At 56.3% G+C, this 11,749-nt stretch carries 12 protein-coding genes; 7 read left to right on the forward strand and 5 right to left on the reverse strand.

From position 1 onward, the window contains the following. Positions 1–222: 222 nt before the first annotated feature. From KHU29_RS20285 to KHU29_RS20295, 3 genes are all read right to left on the reverse strand, one after another. Positions 223–966, reverse strand: a complete 744-nt coding sequence (locus KHU29_RS20285; RefSeq protein WP_211455144.1) for a helix-turn-helix transcriptional regulator — start codon at positions 964–966, stop codon at positions 223–225. Positions 967–981: 15 nt separating this feature from the next. Then, a complete protein-coding gene (locus KHU29_RS20290; protein ID WP_211455145.1) occupies positions 982–1,995 on the reverse strand; it encodes a response regulator in 1,014 nt (337 codons plus the stop codon). 65 nt (positions 1,996–2,060) lie between these two features. Next, entirely contained in the window at positions 2,061–3,413 is a 1,353-nt protein-coding gene (locus KHU29_RS20295) for a sensor histidine kinase (protein WP_246542356.1), read from the reverse strand. Positions 3,414–3,542: 129 nt separating this feature from the next. Here KHU29_RS20295 and cqsA point away from each other — a divergent pair, with 129 nt between their 5' ends. The 4 genes from cqsA to KHU29_RS20315 all read left to right on the forward strand — a co-directional run bounded on the left by cqsA (position 3,543) and on the right by KHU29_RS20315 (position 6,681). Continuing rightward, entirely contained in the window at positions 3,543–4,793 is a 1,251-nt protein-coding gene (gene cqsA, locus KHU29_RS20300; protein ID WP_211455146.1) for an alpha-hydroxyketone-type quorum-sensing autoinducer synthase, read from the forward strand. A gap of 85 nt (positions 4,794–4,878) precedes the next feature. Further along, positions 4,879–5,487, forward strand: a complete 609-nt coding sequence (locus tag KHU29_RS20305; RefSeq protein ID WP_211455147.1) for an NAD(P)-dependent oxidoreductase — start codon at positions 4,879–4,881, stop codon at positions 5,485–5,487. Between the two features lie 55 nt (positions 5,488–5,542). After that, a complete protein-coding gene (locus KHU29_RS20310) occupies positions 5,543–6,082 on the forward strand; it encodes an isochorismatase family protein (protein WP_211455148.1) in 540 nt (179 codons plus the stop codon). A 143-nt stretch (positions 6,083–6,225) separates the two neighbouring features. Continuing rightward, on the forward strand, positions 6,226–6,681 hold the full coding sequence (locus KHU29_RS20315; protein ID WP_211455149.1) for a transposase: 456 nt from the start codon (positions 6,226–6,228) through the stop codon (positions 6,679–6,681). A 111-nt stretch (positions 6,682–6,792) separates the two neighbouring features. Here the strand turns inward: KHU29_RS20315 and KHU29_RS20320 are convergent, their stop codons facing one another. Together KHU29_RS20320 and KHU29_RS20325 are read right to left on the reverse strand one after the other, a co-directional pair. After that, positions 6,793–7,242, reverse strand: coding sequence for a ProQ/FINO family protein (locus KHU29_RS20320; protein WP_246542358.1), 450 nt, complete (start codon positions 7,240–7,242; stop codon positions 6,793–6,795). 214 nt (positions 7,243–7,456) lie between these two features. After that, positions 7,457–8,407: a helix-turn-helix transcriptional regulator gene (locus tag KHU29_RS20325; RefSeq protein WP_211455151.1), complete on the reverse strand. Its 951-nt coding sequence runs from the start codon at positions 8,405–8,407 to the stop codon at positions 7,457–7,459. Positions 8,408–8,512: 105 nt separating this feature from the next. Here KHU29_RS20325 and KHU29_RS20330 point away from each other — a divergent pair, with 105 nt between their 5' ends. The 3 genes from KHU29_RS20330 (at position 8,513) to KHU29_RS20340 (ending at position 11,739) form a co-directional block, all read left to right on the forward strand. Continuing rightward, positions 8,513–9,370, forward strand: coding sequence for an NIPSNAP family protein (locus KHU29_RS20330; RefSeq protein ID WP_211455152.1), 858 nt, complete (start codon positions 8,513–8,515; stop codon positions 9,368–9,370). 88 nt (positions 9,371–9,458) lie between these two features. Continuing rightward, the gene (locus tag KHU29_RS20335; RefSeq protein WP_211455153.1) at positions 9,459–10,103 is read left to right on the forward strand and encodes a LysE family translocator; all 645 of its coding nucleotides are present in this window, start codon (positions 9,459–9,461) and stop codon (positions 10,101–10,103) included. A gap of 310 nt (positions 10,104–10,413) precedes the next feature. Further along, positions 10,414–11,739 (forward strand): MFS transporter, encoded by a 1,326-nt coding sequence (locus tag KHU29_RS20340; RefSeq protein ID WP_211455154.1) that lies wholly within the window; start codon positions 10,414–10,416, stop codon positions 11,737–11,739. Positions 11,740–11,749 lie beyond the last annotated feature (10 nt).

Here is an 11,749-nt window from a genome sequence, read left to right on the forward strand (position 1 = left end):
ACATGTTGCAGGTTTGGTTTTTAAGTTGGCAAACAGGGGTATACCCCCTTAGACCAATACCTGCAACCCTTCCCAACATTGTCAATCAAATTATTCCGGACAGCAGTGCGCGTTCGCGGGGATGACGGAGTGACCGCATTGGTCCATCTAAAGAATACCGTTCGGGGCTTAACTTAACGGCATTATCGACAGGCTCGAACAGTTCAGCCGACCTCTCGCGCATCAGGTATCGGGCTTGATGATGCCCATCATGACCGCTCTGCTAATAGCATGGCGGGTGCTGTAGACGCCGAGCTTCATCGCCACATTCTTCATGTGGAAATACACCGTACGCTGAGATATGCCCAGGATCAGCCCGATTTCGGAGCTGGTCTTGCCGTCGGCGCTCCAGCGCAGGCATTCGAGCTCGCGCACCGAGAGCATCGGCCCCTGGTCTGGCGCCGCCTTCCGCCACAATAATTCAGCCGCTTCCTGCAAATAAACGCCGAGCAGCAGGGCGTCGGCCTGGACACTGGTCGACAGCGTCTCCTGGCGCATTGCATTGCTGTAGAAGTCGAGGCGACTCACCGCGTGTTTGCTGTGAATTGCCAAACTCATGCCTTGTGTCACGCCCATGGTTTTCAGCAAGGGGTAGATCTGACCGCTATGCAGCAAGCACAATTGTTCGACCTGCCAGTTCAGTGGCAGGCGGGAGCGCGCAAGATGCTGACGGACCGGATCCGTCTGGTCCTCGGCAGGCAAGCTGAACTGCTGCAGCACTGCATTTGGCAAACTGCCGAACAGCTCCATCTGCGAGGCGCCGTTGCCGTTGCTGCCGGCGATCTCCGTCTGCAACATGAAATCACAAATCCCCAGCTGCGCCAGCAGACGCTGCACGCATGTGCGCAATTGGTTCCAATCGGGTGCCTGCACTATTTGCAGCAGATCCGGGGTGGATATTCGAGGAGCGATTTCGTTTCGCAGCATGGATTTTTTCGAGCTCTATGATTTTATATCGGCGGATTGATCGCGCAAAAAATCCGCCAGTGAATAAAAAGGTTCACGTAAATAATGTTTAGGAAAATCGAACAGCGCCCAGTAGTATTCTTGCGTGCCGAAACAAATCTGGGCCGGCAGACAGTATGTTAGCCATTCATGGCGTATGGCGTCGGTATACATGCCGCCGCTGTCGGAAAAGAACGGCACCAGCCGCATTTCGCGCAAACCCGTCAGCAATTCCAGCGGCGCGCCGTAATCCTGCGCCACTTCCAGCTGCGACATCAGGCTGGCTTCGGTGTCGACTACCATCAGTGTCGCCTTGCCCTGCATATCGAAGAACAGGATGCCGGTCGGATTAGGGAACAGATAATATTCGACAAAGCCATGCCGTTTGCATAACTGCTCGACCAGTGCCGCCATCGCCGGGTCTGACAGGAAAGTATATGAATGACGCGACAGCAGATCTTTCAGCGTCAGTGACTGAGCGTGGAAGAATTCCTTTTGCAGGCTGTGAATCTCCAGCTCCAGATGATCGAGCGCGTCGTGGTCGCTTTTCTTGATGAAGCGGTCGATCAAGCCACGATTGAAGGCGTCGATGGCGATCTTTTCGTCGGCCTGGCCGGTGAACAGGATTTTTTTGCAGGGCAGGTCCCGCACCGCCTCGCAAAATGCCAGGCCGTTCATTTGCGGCATCGCGTAGTCGATTACCAGCACTGAAGGCAACAAGAACCGCCGGCGGTTCATGGATTGGCGGTAAATCTGATCGATATCGACTGCCACCGTGCGCCGGTCGAACGAAAACGACTGTTCGTCATAGTTGACCCGGATCGACTGGCTCTTGCCGGGGGAATGCCGATAGGCGTCGCGCAGCCATTCCAGGGCGGCCTGTGTATCGTGAAACACTTTGCGCACCATATGCGGCGGCAGCTGGAAAGCCAGGCTGTCCAGGAAACTCTGGCTATCGTCGATCAGGACAGTCAGGGTCGGATGTTGATAAACAGGTAATGAAATATTCATAGTGAGACGTTGCAGGCGCAAGGAGCGATGTAGTGCACCCGGATGCGCATGATATGGAAAGACGGTTAATTTAACAGAGAGCGCATGTCTGCTGCTTTTTGTTGCACTATAGGCGGAAAATCCAGCACAAAAATGGAGTAGCCAAGCGGCCGCGAAATCACGCGGATATGTGCGCCCCAGGCCTCCAGCACGTCTTTGCAAAACGCGAGTCCGATGCCGGTGCCGCTGGATTCCGGGTAAGCGTAAAAGCGTTCGAAAATCTGTGCTGCGCGGCCTGGCTCGATACCGCAGCCGGTATCGATAAACAACAGCCTGGGCCGAGCCCGGGCGCCGTCCAGCACGATCCGCACACGGCCCTTGCCGACACGCTGGATCGAGGTCAGTGCATTGCGCAGCAAATTAATCAGGACCATCGAGCATAACTCGCCTTGCCCCAGCAAGCGAAAATCGGAGCGGACCGTGACGGCCACAAGATCGCGCTGCTCCTGATTGACGAACGGATAGCGTTGCATCATCAGATCCACTACCGATGCCATCGAGACGATGTCTTTCGGTATCAGGTTCTCCCTGCCGGTCGAGGCGCTCAACAGGAACAGGTCGATCACGTTGTTCATGTGCCTGACTTCAAGCTCGATACGCGCCAGTGCTTTTTCCATCGGGACCTGGTTTGGCGATGTCCGGTCTGCATTTTCTTGCAACAGACGGTTCAAGCCACGCGCATTGGCGTTGATGCTACGTAAGGGAGTGCGCAGTTCGTGCGACACCGTCGACAACGCGGTCGCCATGCCTGCCAATTTTTCTTGCGCCAGGACTTTTCTGCCGACCTTGGCCAGTGACACCGTAAAGACGGCAAAAAGCTGGATCGGCAATTGCTCCAGAACCAGATAGCTTAATGGCATGACTCTGCCGTGGACCGCGGCATAAGCCAGATAAGCCAGCGTGGTTCCTACGACATAAGCCAGGAAAGCCAGGGTAGTGTCGAAGTGAAACAGGAGGATCAGAGCGATCAGCAATGACTGGGCCCAGACCGATGAACCGTCATTCATGAGGAACATGAAAGTGAAAAAAAACGGCAGGCCGTAAGTCAGGCAAACAAAAAAATAAGCTGCCAGCCATTTTCTGTGAGGTAGGTGGCGAGTAAAAATAATCGGCGCGCAGAGGACAACGCAAAAAAGGCGCAGACTGAAGTTTTCATATGGCTGCGGAAACCAGTATGCCCAGACCACGTAAAACAATGGCATGCCAAGGACCGCAACCCACGCAAGGTAAGCCACGCGATTGGTCATGTCGTTAAATTGGGTATTGATACTTTGCCACCAGCGGTTAGCAGCGCGCTCCCAGGCGCGCCATGGTGGGTTTTTCCAACTGCTGTTGTTTTCAGTCATGGGAATCAAATATTTGACCTGACGGATTTTCATATAACAATATTATGAGGAGAAGATCAGCGGCTGATCCTCTACGCCGAATGCAAAAACTGATTCCACGTTCCAGACAGGGACATGGCGGCTCTGTTTGGTATTTCATACTGAAAGTATAGGGAGAAAACCATGCCATTAACAGAAAGCTACCACGAACCTTTAATCTTGACTGCGGAACAGCGCTTGCCAGCGTTTGTATCTTCCCGGCTAGATGAGTATTACATAGAGCGCATGGAAAAACTGTGGGGTGGCGAACATTTACTTCATTGGAGTTTACCCGGACCAAATGCGATTTATTTATCCAGCAACGATTATCTGTGCATCGCTGCAGAACCGCAGTTGATCAAGGCGCAGGCAGCGTGCCTCATGAGCGGCGAGGCAGACCTGCTGATGTCGACGGTATTCGTACGGGAAGGCAGTACCCAGCCCCGCCTGGAAAAAAAGCTGGCGGGCTTCATGGGGGCGGAAGATGGATTGATTACGCAATCCGGCTGGAGCGCCAATGTCGGCCTGTTGCAAACTATTGCCGGTCCAGGTGTGCCGGTTTATCTGGACATGCAGGCCCATGCTTCTTTGTGGGAGGGCGTGCATGCGGCGCAGGCGCGTCCGGTGCCATTCTTGCACAATGAGGTTGAGCATCTGCGGCGGCAAGTACTCAAACACGGCGCCGGCGTCATCGTGGTCGACTCGGTCTATAGTGTTAACGGCAGCGTATGCCCGCTAACCGAGGTACTGGCCATCGCCGAGGACAGCGGCAGCATCCTGGTGGTGGATGAATCGCATTCGCTCGGCACGCATGGGCCGGGAGGGGCTGGCCTGGTAATGCAGATGGGCTTGTCCGACCGCGTCCATTTTCGTACCGCATCGCTGGCCAAGGCGTTTGGCGGGCGCGCCGGATTCATTACCTGTTCGAGTAAATTCAAAGGTTATTTCTTGTCCACCTCTCGTCCTGCCATTTTCAGTTCCTGTATGCTGCGGCACGAGCTTGCCTGGTTCGATGCTGCGCTTGAGTTCATCCGGCATGCAGATGACCGGCGCCTTGCCCTGCATCGCAATGCACGACGCATTCGCGATGGCCTGGGGGCATTAGGCTACAACGTTAGCGACGGCACCGAGCAAATCATTGCGCTGGAGGCGGGACCAGAGCCGAAGACGCAGATCTTGCGCAAGGCGTTGGAGGAGGAGGGTATTTTCGGTGCGGTTTTTTGTGCGCCGGCGACACCTAAAAACCGTTCGGTGGTCAGGCTGACGCTCAACTCCGGCCTGACTGAAGTAGAAATCCAGCAGATCTTACGGGGATGCGCTGCCATCCGTGACAAAGTGGGTCTGGCCGACTGGTCGTCCAGCCGTCGCAGGGCTGCTGCTATCGGCCGCTATTGACGGTCTTTCCCGAAGGCCAGTTGTCTTCGGGAAAGTTTTTACTGCCAGGTTGTTACGTTTTAGCCATCACTGAAAGGATTTCATCATGAAGATTGCCATCATCGGCGTTACCGGCCGTGCCGGTTCCCGGATTGCCGCCGAAGCGCTGCGGCGCGGCCATAGCGTGACGGGCATCGCCCGTTCGACATCTCAGGCGGCGCCGGCCGGCGTCGAGCTGCACCAGGGCGACGCTACCCAGCCTGAACAATTGGCGGCCTTGATCCGCGGTCACGATGCGGTGGTCAGCGCGGCGCAGTTCCGGGTGTTGAAAGCGGCGCCTTTGCTGCAAGCGGTCAAGAGCGCCGGGGTCAAACGTTTGCTGGTGGTCGGTGGCGCTGCCAGCCTGGAAGTAGCGCCTGGGGTTATTTTGCTGGATAACCCGGATTTCCCTGCCGAGTACAAGGTGGAAGCAGTACCGGGCAAACAATTCCTGGATGACCTGCGGGCGGAAACCGCTGTGGATTGGACATTCCTTTCGCCGCCGGCCATGTTCGCTCCTGGCGAGCGCACCGGCAAATTCCGCATCGGCCAGAATCAACTGCTGGCGGATGAAAAGGGACAAAGCCAGATTTCGATGGAAGATTATGCGATCGCTTTACTGGACGAAATCGAACAGCCCAAGCATCTGCGCCAGCGTTTCACCGTGGCTTATTAACCCGGCGGAAGCCCTCGGCGGAAGCCCTGGCATCGATAACATAACCTACTAAGCTATGACCTATTTAAGTGACGCCTCGCGCGCAACGCTGATCATCGTCGATCTGCAGGAAAAACTGATGCCGGTGATTCTCGACGGCGCACAAGTCCTGCAGCGCGCGGTGATATTGGCGCAGGCAGCGAGATTGCTAGGCATTCCCGTGATCGGTACCGCGCAACAGCCGTTACGACTGGGACCTACCGTTGCCCCGATTCATGCGCTGCTGGATCGAACCATAGAAAAATCCAGTTTCGATGCATGCGCTCAGGCTGAATTCATGGAGATTCTACTCAACGGCAGGGACGATCTGATCGTGCTTGGCTGTGAAGCCCATGTCTGCGTTTTGCAAACGGTGCTGGGTTTGCTGCACCGGCACCGGCGGGTAAAGCTGGTAAGCGATGCAATCGGCTCGCGCCGGAGCGGCGACAAGATCGCCGCGATTGACCGTGCCCGTGTCGCCGGCGCTGAAATCGTCAGCAGCGAAATGCTGATGTTCGAATGGATGGGCGACAGCAACCATCCAAAATTTCGCGAAATATTGAAGCTGATCAAATAGCCAAGTTAAATAGCTAAGTGTTGTTCGCACTATTGTCTGCAACATCGTTCGCACCAGCAGGATTCAGCCATCCCTTATGTATTTTTTACTCGAAATGATCAAGAATAGCGTGAACAGTTTGATAACCATCATCAAAGCGCGATATGAACCTTCGAGAAGAGCATTGGCAAAAATTGAAACCGTTGTTGTTAGGGAGCGAAGCCGATCCTGGCGCTACCGGCCGTGACAATCGCCTGTTCCTGCAAGCGATTCTCTGGATTGTGGCAACCCGATCCAAGTGGTCGGCCATGCCGCCGGAATTCGGCCGATGGCAGAATTCCTATGTGCGTTTCATGCGCTGGAACCAGGCTGACATCTGGCGGCAGCTGGCGAATCATCTGAGCGACGACAGCGAATTGCAAAAAATGCTGGACCCGATTGTTGCGTTCGGCGACGAATACACACGGCGCGCGACGCGACGGCTGGCAAACAAAAGCAACAGGATTTCCTACAACGCGAAGCTGGGCGGCAGGGCGCAGCCCAATGCATCTTCTAAAAACGAGGAAAATACGATAGCGAACGCCAGTTCTAACTGGATATGGCTGCTGACCGGGAAATGAAACCGCCACCGCTTGCGGCTGAATGCCGCAGGCAGCGAGGTAATTTGCGCGGATGGCTTAGCTGAATCAGCTGAGCGAGCTGACTCAACTGATTCAACCCTTTCAATCGCATCAACCGCGATTGCGCGAGAACTTTGCCGTCAGCTGATTGAGTTTTTCGGTATGTTGGCGCGCGGCCTTTTCAGCAGCTTCTTGCGCTGCCTCGGCGGCACGCTGGGCCTTGCGCTGTTCGGCGTTTTTCTTGAAGCGTTCGCGCAGCGTTTCGGTAGCATGGGCGCGGTGGACTTCCGTCACTTCGTCCGTACTGTTGCCTTCAAGGTCGAACCTGTGAGTCGCCTTTTCCATCCCTTTGAGATAGCGCAGCGAGTTGGTGTGCATGCCCAATGCAATGCGCAAGGTCTTGCGATTGATTTCGGGGGACAGCGCGATAAGTTGCTTGTCGATGCCGATGGCAAGCGGCAAGTAGTCGCGAAATACCGTGTATTTTTCCTGGAGTTCCTTGAGCAGAACGCGTGCGGTTTGAACAGGGTTGGGAGTGGATGCAACAACAGGTGTATTCATTGACAACAAAAGCTGTGTGTTTTAGAGCGCCTAGGATATCACGCGGATGACCCCAAGCCCTTGCTATCAGCCATGTTTTCCGGCACGAAGCGATGTTTTTCCTTCAGGTTGTTGTTCTGCGGAGAACTACGGAGTTATGAATAGCCGCTGCATGCAGTTTGCCTGGCACCAGTTCGGCAACATACTGCCACTGTCGGCGGGCGTTATTTTTCCGCTATTTTTCTATTTGCACCAATAACCTTTGCGCACAGATCCTGACCGCATCGCGCAGCTCAGGCGGATGACGTATCTCAAATGCGAAAGGCATCCGCGCCAACTCCCGGGCAAACCAGTCGAGGTCATCCGCCTGGCTGTGGACCAGCACGCCGTCTTCCGTTTGCTCGAAGATACCGATAGCGTCGAACAACTGCTCACGCGCCGATTTGAGATCGGTTTTCAACAGCACTTCGATCGTAAACGCACGCGGTATGGTGGCTACCGAAAATGCCAGGTGAGCCAGGGCGTCGAAATCGGCCGGCCGCGTGAAGCGCAATTCCAGCAATTGCACCTGGCCGATACGGTCCAGCCGGAACGAGCGCAGATCCTTGCGCAAATGACACATGCCGACCACATACCAGCGGCCGCCGCGATAGGCCAGGCCGTAGGCGTCGAAATCGCGCTCACTGTCGTCGCCGCTGGCACTGCGGTAGTGAAGATGCACCCGCTGCCTGTTTTGCGCCGCCGCGCTGAGCGCCACCAAAGCCGCGTTGTCCGCCGGCGAGACGGCTTGCGACAGATCCAGCTTGACCGTCTCGTCGACGGCACTGACGCGACGCTTCAGATTGGCCGGCATGATCCGTTCCAGCTTGGCCTGGGCGCTCGCCACCGCAGGCGCTGCTTCAGCCAGGCCCAGGCTACGCGCCGCCAGCAAACCAATCGATAAGGCCAGCGCCTCGTCATCTGTAAACATCATCGGTGGCAGCTTGAAGCCGGCGATCAATGCATAACCGCCGTGGCGTCCGCGCTCGGTGGTGATCGGAATCCCCATTTCCTCCAGGGTCACGATATAGCGGCGCAACGTGCGGCCGTCGATCTCCAGGCGCGACGCCATCTCGGCCCCGCTCATACGGCCATGGGTTTGCAGCAGCTCCAGCACTGCCAGCACGCGTGTAGTTGGGTGGTACATGCTTCGCAGGATATTTTATATATAGGACGGATTATGTCCTATATAGACTTTATCTTCGATTTCAGCAACAAAAAATGCAAGCCAACCGTGAGCAGGAGGACGACCATGCAACGCTTCATCGCCGGGATTTTCCTGCTGTTGGCAATGTGCGCGGTGCCATTTGCACAATGTGCACAATGTGCCGCAACTCCTCCTGTTTCTTTAGCCAATGAGCGACATGCCATGCAAAACATCAGTCATCTCAACAATTTCGAGGTAATCGAATTCCGCCGATATCAGATCAAGGAAGGCGGCCGGGCCAATTTCGCCACCTATTTCGAAAGCTTTTTCCCGGAAGCCTTCCAGCAACTCGGCGCGCTGGCCCTTGGCCAGTTCTTTGAACGCAAGAATCCAAATGCCTTTACCTGGCTGCGTGGTTTCAAGGACATGGACTCCCGCGCCGTCGTCAACAGCGCTTTCTATTACGGACCGGTATGGAAAGAACATCGGACCACATTGAACGACCTGATCGTCGACAGCGATAACGTGATGCTGCTGCGGCCGTTGCACCAGAACAGCGGCGTCAGCACGTTACCGGCAGTGGATCCGGTGTGCGAAACACAGGGTGCGCAGGGTGTGGTGGTGGCGCAAATCTTTGCGCTCAAGGCCGACGATGTCGAGTTGTTTGCGCGCCAGGCGTCAGCGAACTTCGCCGCCTACCAGGCAGCCGGCATACGCCAGGCGGGATTGTTGGTGACGCTCGATGCGAAGAATAATTTCCCGCAGTTGCCGGTCAGGACCGACGGTCTTTACCTGGTGTGGCTGGGCATTGCCAAGGATGACCAGCAATTGGAAAGCAAATTTTATCCGCTGGCCGATCGCGCTGCCAGAGAGCTGGCAGCCGACGGCTTGCTCAGATCGGCGCCGGAATTGGTGATCCTCGAGCCAGCCAAGCGCTCGCGCCTGCGCTGGCTAAAGGGATAGCCGAGGCCATTCCAAGGCAGTGGCTCAAATATTTGTTCAAGCTTCTTACCGATTCATAGTCTCAGCATCCAATATCAGGAGAATAAAAATGCATCAATCTGCCAATCTCTGGCTGTACTTCATGATTGTCTTCGGCGTCATCGTGCTGCCGGGGCTGGATATGGCCTTCGTCCTGGCGAGTGCACTGGTTGGTGGCCGACGCTCAGGCTTGGCGGCGGTGGCCGGGATTGTTGCCGGCGGTGTCTGCCACATGACCATGGGCGCGCTGGGCCTGGCGGTGGTGCTTAAGCTTTGGCCCAGCTTGTTCAACCTGGTGTTGCTGGCGGGCGCTGCTTACATCGCCTGGATCGGCTGGTCGCTGTTGCGCAGCGAGAGCGGCTTCCACTTTGCGTCGACCTCGGAGCAGGCGCTAGCCAAGGCGCCTGCAACCACCTTTTACCAAGGCATGTTGACCAGTTTGCTCAATCCGAAAGCCTATGTCTTCATGCTGGCGATCTTCCCGCAATTCCTGAAAATCGATGCCGGCCCGATCTGGAGCCAGGCACTGTTGCTGTGGATCATCACCGCGCTTACCCAGGCTGGCGTGTACGGAGTCATTGCCATCTTGTCCAGCCGCACCCGCCGTTGGTTCGATGCCAATCCGCGCGGCAGTCTCATCGCCGCCCGCATGGTCGGCGGCCTGTTGATTGCTGCCGGGATATTCACCGGCTTCGAGGGTTGGCAGGCGATCTAGAAAATGCCAGCTGACTTATGCACCGAAATAGATTGCAGCGCACCATTTTCACGCAAGAATCCTGTGCGGCGCGCTGCAAAGGCGCGATGGATAGCCTTTCTTTTTGCCAGCAAAACAAACAAATCGTTTTAAATCAAATACTTAGGTTCATGGCACGGCGTTTGCATTAGATCAGGTCACAGGATCAACGAAGATCCTGACCTTCTTAACGCAGGTCCAACGATGGATCTGTTGGACAACGGCGTCCTCTTGGCTCAACCACTCTATGGTTGGGTCGAGAGGACGCCTTTTTTGTTTTTAGAGACGAAAAATGGAAAACAAAGCGACCAGTATCCAACTCTTCAGCCTGCGTACACCGCAGATGCGCGCCTTTCATCTGACCTGGATGGCGTTCTTCGTCTGTTTCTTCGCATGGTTCGCCTGCGCGCCGCTGATGCCGCTGATCAAAGGACAGCTCGGATTGAGCATGGCGCAAATCGCCAATATCAATATCGCCGCGGTGGCGGTAACGATATTGGTGCGCTTGCTGGTCGGTCCGCTGTGCGACCGTTACGGCCCGCGCAAAACCTATACCGGGTTGCTGCTGATAGGCGCGTTGCCGGTGTTCGGCGTGGCCATGGTGCAGAGTTATGAGAGCTTCCTGTTCTTCCGCCTGTGCATCGGTGCGGTCGGCGCCAGTTTTGTGATCACGCAATATCACACCTCGGTCATGTTCGCTTCCAACGTGGTCGGCACCGCCAACGCCGCCTCGGCCGGCTGGGGCAATAGCGGCGGCGGCGCGGCGCAAGCCTTGATGCCGTTGCTGGTGGCAGCATTGCTGATGCTGGGTGTCAGCGAGACCATGGGCTGGCGCCTGGCGTTGCTGGTGCCGGGCGTGTTCATGCTGATCATGGCGGCGCTGTACTGGCGCTATACGCAAGATTGCCCGCAAGGCAATTACGCAGATTTGCGCGCCCGCGGCGTGGCGATAGAGGGTGGCAAAAAGGGCGGATGGGCCAGTTTTCGCGCCGCCAGCGCCAACTATCGGGTGTGGCTGCTGTTCGTTACTTACGGCGCCTGTTTCGGCGTCGAAATTTTCATTCACAACATCGCTGCCATTTATTACGTTGATCACTTCGGCCTGTCGCTGAAAGGCGCCGGCATGGCGGCCGCCAGTTTTGGTTTGCTGGCGCTGTTTGCGCGTGCGTTGGGAGGCTGGCTGTCAGACAAGGCGGCATTGCGTGGCAACCTCGATAGCCGTGCTGCCCTGCTGTTTGTGCTGATGCTGGGTGAAGGATTGGGTTTGCTGTGGTTTGCCCATGCCGGCAGCGTTGCGCTGGCGGTGGTGGCGATGCTGACGTTTGGCTTGTTCACCCACATGGCTTGCGGGGCGACTTATGCACTGGTGCCGTTCATCGATCGCAAGGCGCTCGGCGGCGTGGCCGGCATCATCGGCGCCGGCGGTAATGTCGGTGCGGTGGCGGCCGGTTTCCTGATGAAAGGCCTGGGCGATACCCAGCAGACGCTGACTGCGCTCGGCGTGCTGGTATCGATCTCGGCATTGTGCGCCATCGCCGTACGTTTCAGCCCGGAGCACAAGGCGCAGGAACAAGAATTGCACAACAGTGCATTGGCTTCCAGAAGCCTGAGCGTTTAAAGGAAGACAT

This window comes from Collimonas antrihumi (assembly GCF_018304965.1).
In the GTDB taxonomy this organism is placed as follows: Bacteria; Pseudomonadota; Gammaproteobacteria; order Burkholderiales; family Burkholderiaceae_D; genus Collimonas; species Collimonas antrihumi.

Excerpts from the sequence above, each read along its gene's own strand:
- cqsA (WP_211455146.1), top strand. The coding sequence starts at position 3,543 with ATGCCATTAACAGAAAGCTACCACGAACCTTTAATCTTGACTGCGGAA.
- KHU29_RS20295 (WP_246542356.1), bottom strand. The coding sequence starts at position 3,413 with ATGAAAATCCGTCAGGTCAAATATTTGATTCCCATGACTGAAAACAAC.
- KHU29_RS20325 (WP_211455151.1), bottom strand. The coding sequence starts at position 8,407 with ATGTACCACCCAACTACACGCGTGCTGGCAGTGCTGGAGCTGCTGCAA.
- KHU29_RS20285 (WP_211455144.1), bottom strand. The coding sequence starts at position 966 with ATGCTGCGAAACGAAATCGCTCCTCGAATATCCACCCCGGATCTGCTG.
- KHU29_RS20330 (WP_211455152.1), top strand. The coding sequence starts at position 8,513 with ATGCAACGCTTCATCGCCGGGATTTTCCTGCTGTTGGCAATGTGCGCG.
- KHU29_RS20340 (WP_211455154.1), top strand. The coding sequence starts at position 10,414 with ATGGAAAACAAAGCGACCAGTATCCAACTCTTCAGCCTGCGTACACCG.
- KHU29_RS20320 (WP_246542358.1), bottom strand. The coding sequence starts at position 7,242 with ATGAATACACCTGTTGTTGCATCCACTCCCAACCCTGTTCAAACCGCA.
- KHU29_RS20305 (WP_211455147.1), top strand. The coding sequence starts at position 4,879 with ATGAAGATTGCCATCATCGGCGTTACCGGCCGTGCCGGTTCCCGGATT.
- KHU29_RS20315 (WP_211455149.1), top strand. The coding sequence starts at position 6,226 with ATGAACCTTCGAGAAGAGCATTGGCAAAAATTGAAACCGTTGTTGTTA.
- KHU29_RS20290 (WP_211455145.1), bottom strand. The coding sequence starts at position 1,995 with ATGAATATTTCATTACCTGTTTATCAACATCCGACCCTGACTGTCCTG.
- KHU29_RS20335 (WP_211455153.1), top strand. The coding sequence starts at position 9,459 with ATGCATCAATCTGCCAATCTCTGGCTGTACTTCATGATTGTCTTCGGC.
- KHU29_RS20310 (WP_211455148.1), top strand. The coding sequence starts at position 5,543 with ATGACCTATTTAAGTGACGCCTCGCGCGCAACGCTGATCATCGTCGAT.